General features: G+C 72.3%; 16 protein-coding genes. 9 read left to right on the forward strand and 7 right to left on the reverse strand.

Annotated features, from left to right (window positions below; genetic code table 11):
• Window positions 1-2 precede the first annotated feature (2 nt).
• Window positions 3-1280, reverse strand: a complete 1278-nt coding sequence (locus DSM112329_RS06275; protein ID WP_354700959.1) for an acetyl-CoA C-acetyltransferase — start codon at window positions 1278-1280, stop codon at window positions 3-5.
• Window positions 1277-1945, reverse strand: coding sequence for a TetR/AcrR family transcriptional regulator (locus tag DSM112329_RS06280; protein ID WP_354700960.1), 669 nt, complete (start codon window positions 1943-1945; stop codon window positions 1277-1279). The genes DSM112329_RS06275 and DSM112329_RS06280 overlap by 4 nt, the downstream gene beginning before the upstream one ends.
• 235 nt (window positions 1946-2180) lie before the next feature.
• Here DSM112329_RS06280 and DSM112329_RS06285 point away from each other — a divergent pair, with 235 nt between their 5' ends.
• Complete coding sequence (locus DSM112329_RS06285) at window positions 2181-3938, forward strand: hypothetical protein (RefSeq protein WP_354700961.1); 1758 nt, start codon at window positions 2181-2183, stop codon at window positions 3936-3938.
• Here DSM112329_RS06285 and DSM112329_RS06290 read toward each other — a convergent pair.
• A complete protein-coding gene (locus tag DSM112329_RS06290) occupies window positions 3904-5709 on the reverse strand; it encodes an adenylate/guanylate cyclase domain-containing protein (protein ID WP_354700962.1) in 1806 nt (601 codons plus the stop codon). The genes DSM112329_RS06285 and DSM112329_RS06290 overlap by 35 nt on opposite strands.
• A 182-nt stretch (window positions 5710-5891) precedes the next feature.
• On the opposite strand from DSM112329_RS06290, the gene DSM112329_RS06295 reads away from it, so the two are divergent.
• From DSM112329_RS06295 to DSM112329_RS06325, 7 genes are all read left to right on the forward strand, one after another.
• The gene (locus DSM112329_RS06295) at window positions 5892-6434 is read left to right on the forward strand and encodes a hypothetical protein (RefSeq protein WP_354700963.1); all 543 of its coding nucleotides are present in this window, start codon (window positions 5892-5894) and stop codon (window positions 6432-6434) included.
• Between the two features lie 127 nt (window positions 6435-6561).
• The gene (locus DSM112329_RS06300) at window positions 6562-8661 is read left to right on the forward strand and encodes a hypothetical protein (protein ID WP_354700964.1); all 2100 of its coding nucleotides are present in this window, start codon (window positions 6562-6564) and stop codon (window positions 8659-8661) included.
• Between the two features lie 31 nt (window positions 8662-8692).
• On the forward strand, window positions 8693-9460 hold the full coding sequence (locus DSM112329_RS06305) for a polyprenol monophosphomannose synthase (RefSeq protein ID WP_354700965.1): 768 nt from the start codon (window positions 8693-8695) through the stop codon (window positions 9458-9460).
• The gene (locus DSM112329_RS06310) at window positions 9457-9873 is read left to right on the forward strand and encodes a GtrA family protein (RefSeq protein ID WP_354700966.1); all 417 of its coding nucleotides are present in this window, start codon (window positions 9457-9459) and stop codon (window positions 9871-9873) included. The genes DSM112329_RS06305 and DSM112329_RS06310 overlap by 4 nt, the downstream gene beginning before the upstream one ends.
• A 12-nt stretch (window positions 9874-9885) precedes the next feature.
• Entirely contained in the window at window positions 9886-11109 is a 1224-nt protein-coding gene (locus DSM112329_RS06315) for an AZOBR_p60025 family cell surface glycopolymer formation protein (RefSeq protein WP_354700967.1), read from the forward strand.
• Window positions 11110-11152: 43 nt separating this feature from the next.
• Window positions 11153-11818 carry an HD domain-containing protein gene (locus DSM112329_RS06320; protein ID WP_354700968.1) on the forward strand — a complete coding sequence of 222 codons (666 nt, stop codon included), beginning with the start codon at window positions 11153-11155 and terminating at the stop codon, window positions 11816-11818.
• Window positions 11819-11868: 50 nt separating this feature from the next.
• Window positions 11869-12012 carry a hypothetical protein gene (locus DSM112329_RS06325; RefSeq protein WP_354700969.1) on the forward strand — a complete coding sequence of 48 codons (144 nt, stop codon included), beginning with the start codon at window positions 11869-11871 and terminating at the stop codon, window positions 12010-12012.
• Window positions 12013-12290: 278 nt separating this feature from the next.
• Here DSM112329_RS06325 and DSM112329_RS06330 read toward each other — a convergent pair whose 3' ends face one another.
• From DSM112329_RS06330 to DSM112329_RS06340, 3 genes are read right to left on the reverse strand one after another with little or no spacing between them, the layout of a single operon-like run.
• Window positions 12291-13571 carry a serine hydrolase domain-containing protein gene (locus DSM112329_RS06330; RefSeq protein ID WP_354700970.1) on the reverse strand — a complete coding sequence of 427 codons (1281 nt, stop codon included), beginning with the start codon at window positions 13569-13571 and terminating at the stop codon, window positions 12291-12293.
• Complete coding sequence (locus DSM112329_RS06335; protein ID WP_354700971.1) at window positions 13571-14071, reverse strand: DUF4333 domain-containing protein; 501 nt, start codon at window positions 14069-14071, stop codon at window positions 13571-13573. The genes DSM112329_RS06330 and DSM112329_RS06335 overlap by 1 nt, the downstream gene beginning before the upstream one ends.
• Window positions 14072-14106: 35 nt before the next feature.
• Window positions 14107-14778 carry a helix-turn-helix domain-containing protein gene (locus DSM112329_RS06340; protein ID WP_354700972.1) on the reverse strand — a complete coding sequence of 224 codons (672 nt, stop codon included), beginning with the start codon at window positions 14776-14778 and terminating at the stop codon, window positions 14107-14109.
• A 99-nt stretch (window positions 14779-14877) separates the two neighbouring features.
• Between DSM112329_RS06340 and DSM112329_RS06345 the strand changes: the two genes are divergently transcribed.
• Window positions 14878-16401, forward strand: a complete 1524-nt coding sequence (locus DSM112329_RS06345; protein WP_354700973.1) for an NAD(P)/FAD-dependent oxidoreductase — start codon at window positions 14878-14880, stop codon at window positions 16399-16401.
• A 15-nt stretch (window positions 16402-16416) separates the two neighbouring features.
• Here DSM112329_RS06345 and DSM112329_RS06350 read toward each other — a convergent pair whose 3' ends face one another.
• The gene (locus tag DSM112329_RS06350; protein WP_354700974.1) at window positions 16417-17064 is read right to left on the reverse strand and encodes a glutathione S-transferase family protein; all 648 of its coding nucleotides are present in this window, start codon (window positions 17062-17064) and stop codon (window positions 16417-16419) included.
• Window positions 17065-17174 lie beyond the last annotated feature (110 nt).

The raw sequence follows: 17174 nt of genomic DNA on the forward strand, positions 1-17174 counted from the left end.
TTCTACTTCTCGAGGATGGCGACGACGCCCTGGCCGCCGGCGGCGCAGACCGAGATCAGCGCGCGGCCGCCGCCACGGGCGTGCAGCTCCTTCGCCGCGCCGGCGACGATCCGGCCGCCGGTGGCGGCGAACGGATGGCCGGCGGCGAGCGAGCTGCCGTTGACGTTGAGCTTCGAGCGGTCGATGGCGCCGAGCGCCTTCTTCAGCCCGAGCTGCTCCTTGCAGAAGACCGCGTCCTCCCACGCCTTCAGCGTGGACAGGACCTGCGAGGCGAACGCCTCGTGGATCTCGTAGATGTCGAAGTCCTGCAGCGAGAGGCCGACGCGCTCGAGCATCCGCGGGACGGCGTAGGCGGGGGCCATCAGGAGGCCCTCGTCGCCGCCGACGTAGTCGACCGCCGCCGTCTCGCCGGTGACGAAGTGCGCGAGCACCGGCAGGCCGCGCTCCGCGGCCCAGTCGTCGCTCGCCAGCAGCACCGCGGCGGCGCCGTCCGACAGCGGCGTCGAGTTGCCGGCGGTCATCGTCCCGTCCGGCCCGCCGAAGACGGGCTTCAGCTTCGCGAGCTTCTCGACGGACGAATCCGGGCGCAGGTTCTGGTCGCGCTCCAGGCCCAGGAACGGCGTGATGAGGTCGTCCTGGAAACCGCGCTCGTAGGCGGCGGCGAGGTTCGCGTGCGAGCGCGCGGTCAGCTCGTCCTGCTCGGCACGGGTGACGCCCCAGCGGGCACCGGTGCGAGCCTGGTGCTCGCCCATCGAGAGGCCGGTGCGGGGCTCCTCGTTGCGCGGGATCGCGGGGACGATCATGCCCGGGCGCACCGCGGTCAGCAGCTTCAGGCGGTCCTGCGTGGAGCGGGCGCTGTTGAGCTTGATGAGCAGCCGGCGCAGGTCGTCGCCGACGGCCAGCGGCGCGTCGCTCGTGGTGTCGACGCCGCCGGCGATGCCGGAGTCGATCTGCCCGAGGGCGATCTTGTTGGCGACGAGGATCGCGGCCTCCAGCCCGGTCCCGCAGGCCTGCTGGATGTCGTAGGCCGGCGTCTCGGCGGAGAGGCGCGTCGACATGACGGTCTCGCGCGTGAGGTTGAAGTCCTTGCTGTGCTTGAGGACGGCGCCGGCGACGACCTCGCCGAGGCGCTCGCCCTCGAGGCCGAAGCGGGCGACGAGCCCGTCGAGGGCCGCGGTCAGCATGTCCTGGTTCGATGCGGTCGCGTAGGCGCTGTTGGAGCGCGCGAACGGGATGCGGTTGCCGCCGACGACGGCGACCTTGCGCAGGTTCGTGATCATGGTCGGTCAGGTCCTGTCGTGGAGGGGGTCGGGAGAAGGACGGTGTGGGGGCGCGCGAGGCCCGGGCGGACCAGCGCGATGAACGCGTCGGCGGTGTCCGCCGCGCTGAGGTCGCCGGCGCCGTCGCGCAGCCACCAGCGGGAGAGCGACTCGACGGCACCGAGCAGCGCGTGGGCCATGCCCGGCAGCAGGACCGGGTCCGGCGCGGGATCGAGGTGGCGCAGCGCCTCGCCGACGAGGGCGGTCGCCTTCGCGCGGTAGGCGGCGATGTGCTCTGCGATCTGGCCGCCGGCGGGCAGCGTCTCGTCGTAGAGCACCTGCCAGGAGGCGCGGTCGCTCTCGACGAACGCGAAGAACGCGCGCAGGGCCTCGCGCAGTCCCTGGCCGGGGTCGTGGGCGCCGGCGAACGCGGTCGTCAGCGTGGCGATGAGTCCGTCCGCGGTCCGGCCCAGGCACGCCAGGTAGAGGCGTTCCTTGTTGCCGAAGTAGTTGTAGAGCAGCGGCTTCGTGACGCCGACCGCCGCCGCGACCTCGTCCATCGTCACCGCGCCGTAGCCGTGCTGCGCGAACAGCGCTTGCGCGACGTCGAGCATCTGCTGCTCGCGCTCGGCGCGCGGCAGGCGGCGGGGCGATCCGGCGGAGTCGGGGAGTGCTCGAGCGGCCACTGACGTTCATATTACCCATATATAAATTTGTATGCGGGTAACCGGACTACGGCGACCCGTGAACGGCGCCATCTGCGTCATTCGTCGCATTGCGACCGTCCCGGCGATACCTTCACCCGAGGACAGGGGTGTTAAGCGCATGGGGATCGAGGCCGGGATGGGCGCACGACCAAGCCGAAGGGGACGCAGGGTGGCGCGCGGGCTAGCCCTACCGGCCGCGCTGCTGGCCACCGCTATGACGCCGGTCACGGCGGACGCGTACGAGATCACCGGAACCGACACGGGCGGGGCCTTCAGCTTCGGCTACACGTTCACCGCCGCGCCGAACGAGGCGAATGTGGTCAATGTCCTCTTCACCAGCTCGCTGTCCTCGACCATCAGGATCACGGCGACCGGCGGGACCCGGACCGCCTTCCCCGCCGCATGCACGGCCGCCGGCGATGCCGTCACCTGCCCCGCGACGGGCAAGCGGCTCGTCGTCAACACCGGCAACCTCGATGACGCCGTGAACGTGGCGACGACCGGCACCGTGCGGTCGACCTTCTTCGTGATCGCCGACGGCGGGACCGAGAACGACTCGCTGGTCGGGGGCCCCAACGCCGACCAGCTGACGGGGGGTGACGGCGCGGACGCCATCGAGGGCGCCGGCGGCACCGACACCGTCGTGGGTGGACCGGGCGACGACCTCCTGGAGGGCAGCGACGGCAACGACACGGTCGACGGGGGAACGGGTGCCGACCAACTGAACGGGGACGACGGGGACGACATCCTCGAGGGCGGCACGGGGACGGACGACTACGACGGCGGCGACGGCAACGACACCATCACCTACAGGAACGGCGCCGGCCCGGTCACCGCCACCCTCGGGGGGAGCGGGCCTGTGGGTGAAAGCCTGCCCACGGACGTCGAGAACCTCGAGGGAACGGCGTTCGCCGACATCCTGACCGGGTCGAACGGCACGAACACGATCACCGGGCTCGCCGGGGACGACACGATCGACATCCGCGACGCGGCGCCTGACACGGCGAGCTGCGGTGACGGCAGCGACACCGTCGCCGCCGATGCCGCGGAGGTCGACACCGTGAACGGCGACTGCGAGAACGTCTCGCGGCCGGCCGTCGACCCTCCTGTCACTCCGACCACCCCCACGACGCCGACGACACCCACCACGACTCCGACAACGACCTCGCCGACCACCACGACCACGACGCCCCCGACCACGACGACTTCGCCCGGCGGCACCCTCGAGCCGCTGCCGCCAGGCCCATCGGAGCCGACGCAGCGTCCGACCAAGCCATCCGACCCCGTCAACCCCGACGGCAGCGACACCACCTCCTCCGGGGCCGCGGTGTCGCCGCCGGTGTACTCGCGGGACGCGAACCTCAACGCCGTCGACGGCAAGGTCGCCGTTCAGGGCAGCAACGGACAGTTCGTCCCGTTCACGGGCGGCATCAAGATCGAGGACGGCACCGTCGTCGACGCGACGAACGGCCGCGTGAAGCTGACCTCAGTCAACAAGGACGGGACGACGCTGAACGTCGCCGAGTTCACCGGGGGCCGCTTCAAGCTCAACCTCAAGACCCCGGACGGCGCGACCGAGCTGCTGCTCCACGGGGGCTCGCCGAGCATCTGCGCAAAGCGGGGCCGTGCCGCGCTCCGCAGCACCGCGCAGACCCGCGCCGCCAAGAAGAAGAAGGCCAAGCGCCGCAAGGTCCGCGGGCTGTTCGGGTCCGGCAAGGGCAACTTCCGCACCCGCGGCCGCTACGCGTCGGCCACGGTCCGCGGGACCATCTGGGTCGTCACCGACTACTGCGAGGGCACCGGGGTCGTCGTCCGCCAGGGCCGCGTCGCCACCCGCGACTTCGTGAACCGCAAGACCGTCACCGTGAAGTACAAGCCGGGAAGGCGCCCGTCCGAGGCCGGCAGCTTCGGCAGCTACTTCGCGCCCTTCGGGACGATCACGGCGAAGGAGAAGGCGCGGCGGGGGATATAGGCGCCGCGAGCGGCGCGTCCGCCTCCAGGCCCCACAGCCGCACCGTCGCGGCGCGTCCGCGCACCGGGCGCTCCTCGACGAACACCAGGTCGGGATGGTTGCGCTGCAGCCGCTGCTTCGTGGTCTCGCACACCAGGAGCTGACGGCGCACGTCCTTCGTCATCCCCTCGATCCGGGCCGCGATGTTGACGGCGTCCCCGATCCCCGTGTACTCCAGGCGGCGCTCGGACCCGACCGTCCCCACCATCACGGGGCCGCTGTTCAGCCCGATCCCCATGCGGAAGCCCTCGCCGCGCCCCGTCTCCTGCATCCAGTCGTTGAAGTGCCGGATCCGCACGAGCATCTCCCGTGACGCGGCGAGCGCGAGCTCGGCGTGGTCGTCCTGCGTGTAGGGCGCGCCGAAGAGGGCCATGATGCCGTCGCCCAGATAGGCGGTCAGCGTCCCGCCGTGGTCCAGGATCGCGGCGCTCATCTCCGACAGGTAGGCGTTGACGACCGTCACGACCTCCTCGGGCGAATGCGACTCCGAGTAGGTCGTGAACCCGCGCAGGTCGGAGAACATCACCGTGCACTCGATGCGGTCGCTGGCCAGGCGCACGTCGCCGTCGCCGTCCTCCATGACCTTCCGGGCAATGCTGTCGGAGACGAAGCGGCCGAAGACGTCGCGGACCCGCTGGCGCTCGAACGCCTCGGTGATGTAGTGGACGACGATCGAGCCGACGGCGCTCAGCCCGATGGCGGCGAGCGGCGCCACCGCGGGCAGCACCCGGCCCCAGCCGAACGCGAGCTGCGTCAGCCCGGCGTAGGCACCGGCCGTGACGATGGTCAGCGCGAACGCGCGCAGCGGCCCGAAGCGCAGGTTGATGAACGGCCCCACGAACGCCAGCGCGACCGCGAGCAGGGTCCCGACCCAGCCGGGGACGGCGCGCAGCGGTGCGTCGCGGCGGACCGTGTCGAACGCGTTGGCGAGCACCTCCACGCCCGGCATCTGACCGCCACCCGCCGAGACGGCATGCACGTCGTTCAGGCTCGGCGCCGTCGCGCCGACGAAGACGACCTTGTCCTTGAACGTCTCCGTGAGCGTGGTCCCCGCGATGGCGCCCGCCCGCACATCGAAGAACGACACCGTCCGGAAGCTGCCGGGCCTGCGGTAGTCGACGTAGAAGCGGTCCGAGCCGAGCGTCGCCGGCGCGATCGGCGTGCCGCCGACCACCTCCTGCAGCGCGACCGGCAGCGTGGTGAGCCCGTCGACCGCGTAGTTCCAGCGACGGATCACCCCGTCGTCGTCCTTGATGATGTTGGTGCTCGCCCCGCGCGCGCCGGACTCCCTGAGCAGGCGTGGGTCCGCCCCGAAGATCTTGGTGTTGCCCTGCTCGTCGACCTCGGTGGTCGCCAGGACGACGCGGGACGCATCCTGGACCGCGAAGTAGAGCCGCTCGTCGTCGGCCGGGCTGCCGGACGCGTCCGTGAACTGCACGTCGTACGCGATCGCCCGCGCGCCCGCGCGGCGCAGCCGGTCGATCACCTGCGCGTGGAACCGCCGCGGCAGCGGGAACCGGTTGAGCTTGTCCAGCGACCGTGCGTCGATGGCGACGATCACGATGTCGTCGGGTGCCTGCGCGAGCCCGGCGAGCCGTAGCCGGGCGTCGACGCTGGACCGCTCGGTCGGGGCGAACGCACCGACCGCCGACAGGCCGACGGTCAGCAGAGCCGCCGTGACCGCCACCGCGAGCAGCAGGCCGCGGCGCAGCGCCCCGAAACGCCGTGTCACCGGCCGGTCCCCCTCGCTCCGCGCACGGCGTGAGCGTAGACGACCACCGCAGGCGCGCCGCGATCCTGCTCAACCTTCCCGCGCCGGTGCCGAATACGGGGCCGAGCAATCCGGCCCCGTCGCCCAGGATCAGCCGCCTTCTCCCGCTGCCGCGCGCAGCCGTCTCCGAACAGAAAGACCTCGTGAAGACCAAGATCATCACCCTCTCCTCCGCCGCCGCCGCCCTGGCCCTGGTGGGCTCTGCCCAGGCTGCATACGGACCCGAGGCGCCGCAGCCGACCGACGCCCCCGGCGGCTACCAGCAGGTCATGACCGCCAAGACCGTCGGCGGCGGCGGCGGCACGCTGTCCGCCGGCTGGGGCAACGTGCGAGTGAACGTCAGCGTCCCGGCGGGGGCCTCCGGCTCACCGGTCCAGTTCAGGATCGTCGCGCCGAAGCTCTCGACCCTCGCCGCCGCCGTGCGCAAGTCGGGCTTCCGGAGGGTTCGCACCGTCACCGGCGTCGCCGTCTCGCAGACGGGCGTGAACGGCGGGTCGGGCACGCGGCTCAAGCGTGCCGTGAAGATCAGCCTGTCCGCCGGCAAGCTCGGGAAGCGCGCCTTTGTACTCCGGTACGACGCCGCCAAGGGCCGCTACGTGCGGACGGCGTTCAAGCGCGAGAACGGCCGGCTCGTCGTGCGCATGGTCCGCCCGGTCGCGCTCGTCGTCGTCACCCCGACCGCCTGAGCCGGCGCGGGCGACGGTGGCCCCGGCCGCCGAGCGCCCGCGCCTCCGTCGCACCCGCCCGTCGCACCCCGCATCCGTTCCCCGTCCGTCCCCGGGCGCGCCCGCGCCCGTCTTCCCCTGGGATCCCATGGCCACCACCGCTGCACCCCCGACCCACCTCGAACAGCTGCTGCCGGACCCCGTCGTCCCGGTCCGCCAGCCGTCGCGCAAGGACGCCGCGCTCGACCTCGCCGAGCCGGTCGGCTGGACGCTGGCCTCGCTGACGGTCGTCTTCTGGGGACTGCGGATGTGGGCCGGCTCCGCGCTCTACGGGCCGGTCAACGGGCTGGCCTGCGCCATGACCCTTGCGGGCCTTGCGGGCTGCGTCGCCGCCTGGACGCTGGAGGGGCGTGCGGCCACGGTCGCCCGGGCGGCGCTGCTCGGACTGTGGGCGGCCGGCTTCGCCGTGTTCGCGCTGCTGATGATCACGGCCAACCCGGCCTACGGGACCGACGCGATGGCGTTCAACCAGCGGGCGGCCGAGCTGCTCGTCGACGGGACGAACCCGTACACCGCGTCCCTGGCCTCGAGCCTGGACCGCTTCATGGTCCCCGAGCAGTACCACACGTGGTTGCTCGACGGGGGGCAGGTAGACCAGCTCAGCTACCCCGCGCTGTCGTTCCTCGTCTACGTGCCGGCGCTGCTGCTCGGCGCCGGGATGCAGACCGCGTTCGTGGTCAACATCGCGGCCTGGACCGCCACGATCGTCCTGCTCTTCGTCCTGCTGCCGGCGCGCCTGCGCTGGGCGGCCCTCGTCCTCGGCACGCTCACCAACTACGTCGACTTCGCGGTCGGCGGGGTGACCGACGTGACCTTCATGCCGTTTCTGCTGCTGGCGCTGTGGCGCTGGGATCGCTTCGGCGACCCGGCCGAGCGGTCGGCCGCGCGCTGGCTCGGGCCGGTCGCACTCGCGCTCGCGATGTGCATCAAGCAGACCCCGTGGTTCGTGCTGCCGTTCCTGCTGGTCGCGCTGGCGTTCGAGGCGCAGCACCGCCCGGTACCCCGCGGGTGGTGGCGGCTTCCGGCGCGCTACCTCGTCGTCGTCGTCGGCGTGTTCGCGGTCGTCAACGCCCCGTTCGTCGTCTGGGACCCGGGCGCGTTCCTGCACGGCATGCTGGTTCCGTTCGTCGAGCCCACGGTCCCCGCGGGCCAGGGCCTGATCACCCTGGCGCTGTTCCAGCGGCTCGGCGGCCAACTGGTGGTCTTCAAATTGACTGGCCTCGCGGCAGTCCCGCTGATGCTGCTCGTGTTCACCGTCGGCTACCGGCGCCTGAAACCCGCGCTGATCCCGCTCACCGCGATCGTCTTCTTCTGGTCCACGCGCTCGTACGCCAGCTACCTCATCGACCTGCTCCCGGCGGCATTCGTCGCCGGCGTCACGGTCCGCTCGGCCCCGGCCGCGGCGACGCTGGGCCGCCGCCGCGGTGCGGCGAAGGTCGCCGTCGCCGCCGGGTGCGTCGCCTTCGCGGGCCTCGTCACCGTCGCGCTCGCCTCACCGCAGCCGCTCGAGATGCGCATCGTGGGGATGCAGACGACCGGGCAGCAGCAGTCGGTCCGCCAGATCACCGTCAAGGTCCACAACAACACGGGAGCGGCGGTGACGCCCGTCTTCTCGATCATGGCCGGGCAGTACCTCACGCGGGCCTGGCGACCGAAGGGCTCGGCGCTCGTGCCCGCCCACGGCGAGGCGACGGTGACGCTCGCCGCGCCCAATCAGCAGTCGATGCCCGCCATCGAAGGCGGCTGGGTCGTGACCGCGTTCTCGCGCCGCCCGGACGCGCTGTCGACCTCGGTCGGCATCCCGGCGAACGCGGACCGTCTCAGCATGGTGCCGTCGACGATCAACGCCCCCGTCGCGGTCGGGCAGCACGTGCCGGTGAAGGTCCAGCTGCGGAACCGCCTCGGCGCGGCGCAGCGCCGCGCCGGCGTGCGTGTCTCGCTGGGGCAGGTGGTCTACACGCAGGACGGGATCCTCGGTGGGGAGACGCGGATCAACGGCAGCCCGGTGGGCCAGTCGCCGGTCACGGCCGTCACGGATGACCGAGGCCTCGCGCACTTCGACGTCGTCGGCGCCACCGCGCTGGAGGCGCCGGTCTTCTTCCAGGCTTGGATCAACCCTTCGGGAGAGGCGCCCCACGCCTACAGCGCGCAGCTCGCCATCACGTTCACCGACCCCGTCGCGCCCTGACGAGCGCCTTCGAGCAGGAGCCTCCACGATCATGTCCCTAGCACCGGGCTGCTCCGCCCGCACCGCAGCGACGACCGACGCAGGGCGGGTCATCGTCTGCCTGCCGACCTACGACGAGGCCGCGAACATCGAGCCGATGCTCGCGGGCCTCGCGCACGCCCTCGGGCCGGACGCCTCGGTCCTGGTCATCGACGACGGCTCACCGGACGGCACCGCCGACCTCGCCGCGGGCTACGGCGCCCGGCATGGCGGCGTCGAGGTCCTGCGCCGGACCCGCAAGGAAGGCCTCGGCCCGGCGTACGTCGCCGGGTTCCGGCGCGCGCTCGCGACTGGAGCCGACCTCATCGTGCAGATGGACTGCGACTTCTCACACGACCCCGGCGCGGTCCCGCGGCTGGTCGCCGCGACGCAGACCGGCGACGTCGCGATCGGCAGCCGCTGGGTCGCCGGCGGCAGCGTCGTGAACTGGCCCCTGCGCCGCCATGCGCTGTCCCGCGGCGGGTCGCTCTACGCCCGGCGGGTCCTGGACATCGACGTCCGCGACCTAACCGGCGGCTTCAAGTGCTGGCGTCGCGAGGTGCTCGAGGCGATCGACCTCGACCTCGTGCGGACCAGCGGGTACGGGTTCCAGATCGAGCTGACGTTCCGGGCGGTCGCGGCCGGGTTCTCCGTCGTCGAGGTCCCGATCCGGTTCACCGACCGGGCGGCGGGGACCTCCAAGATGTCCGGGCACATCGCCTTCGAGGCCCTGCGGGCCGTGCCGTCGCTGCGCCGCTCCGTCCTGAGGGAGGCCGCGTGACGCCCCGGCTGCAGCCCCTGCGCTTCGTGCTCGTCGGCGTCGCCGGGGCGGCCGTGAACCTCGCTGCCTTCGTCGCGGTCCACGCTCTCGGGGGCTCCGCGGTGCTGGCGAGCGCCGCCGCCTTCATCCTCGCGTGCGCCTGCAACAGCCGCCTGCACCTGCGCGTCACCTTCCGCCACGGTCTGGTGCCCGTCTCCTTCCGGACCGCCCGCTACACCGCGGTGTCGGGCGTGGCCCTGCTCGCGAACGTCGGCGTCCTTCACGCGCTCGTGTCGGCGGGCTCCCCAGCGGTCACCGCCCAGCTCGGCGGGATCGCGCTCGCGTGCCCCGTGAACTACCTGCTCTCGACCCGGCTCGTGTTTCGCCGCAGCCCGGCCGTCTTCCGTCCGTCCCCGTTCCCCACTTCCGCGTAGAAGGGATTCCCCGTGGCCACCACCACCATCGCAAGCCCGCCCGTCCAGCCGTCCCGTCCGACCCTCGCCGGCGCGATCGCCGGACGCGTCGCCCAGGCCCGTCCCCGCGACGTGGTCCTCGTGGCCGCGCTCGGCCTCGCTGGTCTGTGGCTGACGTTCCTCGCCCACTACCACGGCCACGTCGTCGACTTCTCGATCTTCGGGCAGGAGCTCGCGGGGCTGGTTGGGCCGCCGTCCGACGCTCATCCGATCGTGGGCCAGGGCTACGACGGGCAGTTTTTCTGGCGCCTGGGCAACGACCCGCTCCTGCTGGACCCGCAGACGCTCCACATGCTGGCAGGCGACCAGGCCTACCGCGCGCAGCGGATCTTCTACCCGGCGCTGGCCTGGCTCCTCGGCGGCGGGCAGGGTGCGGCCCTGCCCTACACGCTCCAGCTCGTTGCCTGGGGGGCCGTCCTCGGCCTCGTCGGACTGATGGCGACCGTCGCCCAGGCCCACGGCCGCTCGGCCTGGTGGGGGCTCTGCCTCGGCGTGCTGCCCGGGATGTACCTGGGCGCGGCCCGCGGGCTCGCGGATCCGCTGGCGACCACGATGATGATCGGCGCGTTCGTCGCGCTCGACCGCCGCCGCTACGGCTGGGCCGCGGCCGCGACGGTGGCCGCAGTGCTCACGCGCGAGACCATGATCGTGCTCCCGCTGGCGATCGTCGCCTGTGGCGCCGCCTCCTTCGCCGGCCTCCCGCAGCGTCTGCGACCCGAGCGGCCGGCCCTCGGCGCCTGGATGGTGGCCGCGGCGGGAATCGTCGTGTACGGCGCCTGGCAGGCATACGCGAGCATCCGGCTCGGGGTGACCCCGGCACGCAGCACCCCGGACGGACAGTTCTCCGGGATGTTCGCGTTCGTCCCACAGCAGCTGGAGGTCACCGGCCGCGACGTGGGCGCCGGCGGGCGCTTCGTGCTGCTGGCGGTGGCCAATCCGGTCTACCTCGCCGCCATGGCGGGCGCCGCGGCCGTCGCGGTCTTCGCGCTCAGCCGGCGGATCGGCGTACCCGAGCTCTGCGCCGCCGGCTTCGCCCTCGTGGCGGTGACCCAGAGCTACGGCGATCACTGGTCCTACACGCGCGCGTCGGCGCCTCTGTTCGCGGCGCTCGCGTACATCGCCCTCACCCGCGGCTACCAGCGGACCCTCATCATGATCGCCTGCGGCGTCGTGCTCGTGCCCTTGTACCCGGCCTGAGCCCGCGGGCGCGTCCGGCTCGCCGCCGTAGGGTGGGCGGGACGTGCCCGAGTCCTTCACCGACACGCCGCTCCTGACCGCCCGCTTCGACGCGGCGCTGCACTACGCGACCGAGCACCATCGCCTGCAGCTGCGCAAGGGCACGCCCGTCCCGTACACCGCGCACCTGCTGGCCGTCGCATCGCTGGTCCTGGAGATGCACGGGGACGAGGACGAGGCCATCGGCGGCCTGCTGCACGACGTCGTCGAGGACGGCGGCGGCCGCGAGGCGCTGGCCTTCATCGAGCGCGAGTTCGGCGCCGCGGTCGCGGCCATCGTCCTGGCCAACAGCGACACGGTCGACGGCGTCGAGGTCGCCGGCGGTGGACGCCGCTGGTTCGACCGCAAGCAGGCCTACCTCGACGGCTTCCCGGCGAAGACCCCCGCTGCGCTACGCGTGTCGCTCGCGGACAAGCTGCACAACGCACGGTCGATCCTCATCGACTACCGCACCCACGGGGACGACGTGTGGGCGCGCTTCAACCAGACGCAGGGCTTGGCGACGCGGCTGTACTACCGCGAGCTCGCGCTCGGGTTCGAGCGCGAGCGCGGCCGGCTCGGCGAGTTCGCGCAGCCGGCGGTCGACGAGCTGCGTCGGACCGTCGACGCCATCACCGCGCTCGCCGTCGAGCACCAGGGCCCGGACTCGCGCACGCTCTTCGCCGGCTGACGCGCCGCACGCGCGGTTGGCCGCGCCGTGTCCGCGGGTACACGGACGGGATGGACGACAACAAGCCAGGAACCCCGACGCGCGACCACCAGGACGCCGAGGACTTCGACAAGAGGGACCAGACCGTGTCCGACCAGTCGGGCGAGACGGCGCCGGAGGGTGCCGAGGAGAAAGCGGCCGACGAGGCCAACTGAGCCGCCGTCAGGGAGGGGAAAGGCCGGACGGGTCACTGCAAGTGGGGGCTTGCAGTGACCCGTACCCGGCACGGATGCCGTCCATGGCGTTCTTGGGGGCTGGGCCGCGTGGCCGGCGGATCGGGGGAAATCACCAGGCCTTATGGGCGACCGCAGTACGCGTCAGCTGCCCGCCCTCCCGGCCACCGAAACCGAAAACCTCAGCGCTGTCAGAAACCTGACGAACAGAGCGCGGAGCGGGGGCTGTCGCCCGCAGCGCCCGGCGCATTCCGATCGGCTCACGCGAACGGCACGCAGCGCCCGATCCGCCGCATGAGCGCCCACACGTCCGGCAGCTCCGGGTAGAGGATCGGCTTGCCGCTCGTGACCAGCGCGGCGGACAGCGCGCGCTGCGGGTCCGCCCAGCCGATCGTGTTCGTGTAGCCGAGGTGCCCGAAGGCCTGGTCGGTGTTCGGGCCGAACAGGCTCAGCACCTCGGCGCCGAGCATGAAGCCGAGCCCGTACCGCGTCGGGAAGCCGAGGGTGAAGTCGATGTCGCGGTAGGACTGCTCGGACCGTGCGCGCATGATCGTCCTCGGCTCCAGCAGCCGCACGCCGTCCAGCTCCCCGCCGCAGCGCAGCAGCTCGAAGAACCGCGACAGCTCGGTGGCACTGGCCACGCCGTTGCCCGCCGGGACGATCCCGGACAGGAAGCGCGGGTCGTTCGACGCCTCGACGATCGCGTCCGGGGCCTTGCCCAGGGCGCGGGTGAGGACCGTCGAGATCGGGGGCACCACCGGCGCTCCGGTGGCGTAGCAGTGGCCGACGAGGTCCAGGTCCTCGGGCGCCACGCCGTAGTTGCCGAACCGAAAGCCGAGCGGGTCCAGGATCTCGCGCTGCAGGACGGTGCGGATGTCGTCGCCGGTCACGCGCCGCACGACCTCGCCGAGGATGAAGCCGCCGGAGATCGCGTGGTAGGCCAGCGTCTTGCCGGCCCGCGACGCGGGGTGGGCGTCGCAGAGCGTCTCGACGATCAGGTCCCAGTCGCCGAGGTTCTCGATGTCCATCAGATGCCCGGGCAGGTTCGGCACACCCGCGCGGTGGCTCAGCACGTGCGCGAGCGTGATGGCGTCCTTCCCGTTGCGCCCGTAGCCCGGGATGTAGTCCGCGACGCGGTCCCCGATGTGGAGCTCGCCGCGCTCGTCGAGGAGGTGGACGACCATCGCGGTGATCGCCTTCGACGCCGAGAAGATCACGAACGGCGTGTCGGTGGTGACGGGGACCTTGGGCACGTCGGGCCCGTCGGACGGTCCGCCGCCGCGGGCGTGGCCGATCGCCCGGTCCAGCACGACGTGCCCGTCGCGCCGCACGCACAGCTGCAGCGCGGGATGCACACCCGAGCGGTAGAGGCGGCGCGCCGAACCCCACATGGCCTCGACCTGATCGCGGGTCATGCCGGCGTCCCGCGGGTCCGCCTCGGCGCCGACGTGGGTGACGGAGTCCAGGTCGGCCGGGACGCGGATCCGCCGCAGCGGGTCGCCGACGAACGGCAACCGGGGCAGCGGCGGCAGCGGGGCCATCAGCCGGCCAGCACCTTGAAGTCGATGCCGCCCTTGGCGTCGGTCTGCGTCACCTGCACCGTGGCGGAGTCGTTGGCGCTGGTCGCCTTGCACTGGAACGTGTCGCCCTGCTTGCCGACCACGATGTCCGGGCAGTCGACCTTCACGCCGGTGGCCGACGACTGGGACTCGATGCGCTCGGCGATCAGCCGCTCGCCGTTGCCGGTGTGCACGAACGGGGCGTTGAAGCGCACGTTGCCCTCGTCGTCCTTCTGCGTCACCAGCGCGTCGCCCTTGGTGCCGTCGGCCCCCGTGACCAGGCAGGTGAAGGTGTCGCCCTTCTTCGCGACCTCGTCCTCCGGGCACTTCACCTCTTTGACCGTCGTCCCGACCTGTTTGGCGACCTCCTCGCGGATGATCTTCTGGGCCTTGTCCGCGTCGATGGTCGTCTCCCCGCAGCCGGCGGCCAGGGCGGCGGCCGCGACGGCCGCGGTGAGGACGAGGGTCTTGGGTGAGCGCATGGCGCGCGAGGCTACTGGACGGGACGGAAACCGCCCTATCGCCTCGCAGACCCGGGGCCGGCGGACGCGGACCGGGCCAGCAGCTGCAGTCCGGGGAGCGTCAGGGCGACGAACCACTCGGTCAGCGTCTCGGGGGTGACGTCCGTCTGGGCGGCCGCCCAGTTGGCCAGCGACTCGAACGCGCCGTTCAGCGCCTGCGCGGTGGCGGCGACCTGCCGGGCGTCGATCGCGCCGCCCTGCTCGAGCGCCGCACCGGTGAGCAGCGCCTCGACGAGCGCGGTCTGCCGGTGGCGGATCGACTCGGCCTCGGCGGTGAAGGTGCTGTCGCCCGCGAACAGGACGCTCCACGACCTCCGGTGCTCTGCGGCGAAGCGGAAGAAGGCGAGGCTGCCGGCCCGCAGCTGCGCCTCGGCCGCGGTCGCGTCGGCGACCGGCGCCGCGGCGGCCACCGCGCTGGCCACCCGCTCGTGCAGATCCTGGGCGGCGAGGTCGGCGCAGCGGCGGAACAGCTCCTCCTTGCTGCCCAGCAGGTCGTAGATCACCGGCTTGGAGACCCCGGCGCGCGTGGCGAGCTCGTCCATCGAAGCGCCGGCGTACCCGCGCTCGGCGAACAGCTCGGCGCCGAGCGCCAGCAGCTGCCGCTCGCGCAGCGCGCGCGGCACCCGGCCGTGAGCGTGCGCCGCGAGCTCCTCGGTGAGCGTGTCCACGGTCACAGCGTAACGCCCTACCGCCAGTAGGTTACCCTCGGTAGCAGCGGCCGGAAGGCTGCCGCAGGTCCAGCCCGCACCCCGCACCAGGAGAGCCGTATGCCCGCCACTGCCGTCCCGGCGCCAGCCGAACAGGTCGCGCTCCACGTCGACCAGCCGCTCCCCGACCACGTCTACGTGGCGATCGTCGGGACCGGCGCCGCCGGCATCGCGATGGCGCACCAGCTCAAGGAGGCGGGGGTCGACGACCTCGTCCTGCTGGAGAAGGCCGCGGACGTGGGCGGCACGTGGCGCGCGAACGACTACCCGGGCTGCGCCTGCGACGTCCCCTCGCACCTGTACTCGTTCTCGTTCGCGCCGAACCCGACCTGGTCGCGTGCGTACTCCAGCCAGCCGGAGATCCACGCGTACATGCAGAAGGTCGCCGCCGAGCAGGACGTCCTGCGCCACGTTCGCGGCAACGCGGAGGTCATCGGCGCCGAGTGGGACGAGGCGACCCAGCGCTGGACCGTCACCACGGTGCGCGGCAGTCTGACCGCGAACGTCGTCGTCGCCGGCCCGGGCCCGCTGAACGACCCGAAGATCCCCGAGATCGAGGGGCTCGGCAGCTTCGCCGGGCAGATCTTCCACTCCGCGCTGTGGGACCACGACGTCGACCTGACCGGCAAGCGCGTCGCGGTGATCGGCACCGGCGCGTCGGCGATCCAGTTCGTCCCCCGGATCCAGAAGCAGGTCGCGCACCTCGACATCTACCAGCGGACGGCGCCGTGGATCGTCCCGAAGCTCAACCCCCACTACGGGAAGCGGCGGCACGCGCTGTACACGCGCCTGCCGCTCGCGCAGCGCATCGCCCGGACCCTGATCTACTGGCGCCAGGAGCTGCTCGTGCCGGGCTTCGTCTACGACCGCCGCTTCCAGGCGATCCCGCAGAAGCTCGCCGAGACGCACCTCAAGCGCCAGGTTCCCGACCCGGTCCTGCGCGAGAAGCTGCGGCCGAAGTACACCATCGGCTGCAAGCGCATCCTGCAGGCGAACGACTACTACCCGGCCGTCTCCAAGCCCAACGTCGACGTCATCGACACCGGCATCAAGGCCGTCACCCCCGAGGGGGTCGTCACGCACGACGACGTCGTGCACCCGTGCGACGTGATCATCCTCGGGACCGGCTTCCACGTCACGGACCTCCCGATCACGACCCTCATCCGGGGCAAGGGCGGCGTGCGGATGTCCGATCACTTCGACGGCAGCCCGCAGTGCTACTACGGCACGAGCGTCGACGGCTTCCCGAACCTGTTCCTGCTGCTCGGCCCCAACACCGGCCTCGGGCACAGCTCGGTCATCTTCATGATCGAGGCGCAGGTCGCGCACGTGATGGGCGCGGTCAAGGCGATGCGGGACCGCGGCATCGCCGAGGTCGAGGTCCGCGCGGACGTCGTGAAGGCCCACAACGCGACGCTCCAGCAGCAGATGAAGCGGACGGTCTGGACCCAGGGCGGCTGCGACTCCTGGTACCTGGACAGCAAGGGCAAGAACACGACCCTCTGGCCGGGCTTCACCTGGCGGTTCCGGCAGCTCGCCGCGACGTTCAACCCGGCGGACTACGTCCTCACGGGCCGCCGCTGACGCGCCTCGGCGCCTTCAGGCCGGGACCTTCGTGCCGGCAGCGTCGATCGCCGCCGCGCTCGGCCGCTCGCGCAGCGCGGCCAGCCACGCGGTCACGCGCGGGTGCTCGGCCGGGTCCGGCAGCAGCTGCGGCTTCCACTCCGGGATGCGGACGGCGATCGCCATGCCGGTGATGTCGGCGTAGGTGAACTGCTGCCCGCACAGCCAGGGCCCGTCGTGCGCGTCGAGGGCGTCCTCCAGCCGCGCCCACTGGCGCGGGACCTTGGCGTGGATCCGGTCGACGATGTCGTCCGGGTCCTCGGGCGCCTTGCCGAACGCGAGCTTGCGCATGCCGAAGAAGAAGTTGACCGCCAGCCCGTCGTCCACGTAGCGCGCCCAGCCCCGTGCCCAGCCGCGCAGGCCCGGGTCAGCCGGCCACAGCGGCGGCTCGGGGTAGACCTCTTCGAGGTACTCGCAGATGACCGCGGACTCGCGCAGGACGACGCCCGGCGCCTCGAGGACCGGGACGCGCCCCACCGGATTCAGCTCGCGCAGGCGCGGCGGCCGCTTGACCGGGTGGATCTCGAGCAGTTCGTAGTCCACGCCCTTCTCGGCGAGGGCGACACGGACCTTGCCCGCGAACGGCGAGGCGCGGAAGGACCACAGGCGGGGGACGTCGGACACGGTGACTCCTCGGCGGCGATGGGGCGGTGGGGACGCTGGGTGTTGCCCTCGCAACCCTTGCAGACCCGCGCAGGCGACCCGTCCAGGGGCCTGCGGACGCGCCAGCGTCG

The organism is Paraconexibacter sp. AEG42_29 (assembly GCF_040581415.1).
Lineage (GTDB): Bacteria > Actinomycetota > Thermoleophilia > Solirubrobacterales > Solirubrobacteraceae > Paraconexibacter.

What these genes read in the sequence shown, in the direction of transcription:
- DSM112329_RS06275 (WP_354700959.1), bottom strand. Translation starts at nt 1,280, where the DNA reads ATGATCACGAACCTGCGCAAGGTCGCCGTCGTCGGCGGCAACCGCATC.
- DSM112329_RS06285 (WP_354700961.1), top strand. Translation starts at nt 2,181, where the DNA reads ATGACGCCGGTCACGGCGGACGCGTACGAGATCACCGGAACCGACACG.
- DSM112329_RS06300 (WP_354700964.1), top strand. Translation starts at nt 6,562, where the DNA reads ATGGCCACCACCGCTGCACCCCCGACCCACCTCGAACAGCTGCTGCCG.
- DSM112329_RS06305 (WP_354700965.1), top strand. Translation starts at nt 8,693, where the DNA reads ATGTCCCTAGCACCGGGCTGCTCCGCCCGCACCGCAGCGACGACCGAC.
- DSM112329_RS06325 (WP_354700969.1), top strand. Translation starts at nt 11,869, where the DNA reads ATGGACGACAACAAGCCAGGAACCCCGACGCGCGACCACCAGGACGCC.
- DSM112329_RS06330 (WP_354700970.1), bottom strand. Translation starts at nt 13,571, where the DNA reads ATGGCCCCGCTGCCGCCGCTGCCCCGGTTGCCGTTCGTCGGCGACCCG.
- DSM112329_RS06335 (WP_354700971.1), bottom strand. Translation starts at nt 14,071, where the DNA reads ATGCGCTCACCCAAGACCCTCGTCCTCACCGCGGCCGTCGCGGCCGCC.
- DSM112329_RS06345 (WP_354700973.1), top strand. Translation starts at nt 14,878, where the DNA reads ATGCCCGCCACTGCCGTCCCGGCGCCAGCCGAACAGGTCGCGCTCCAC.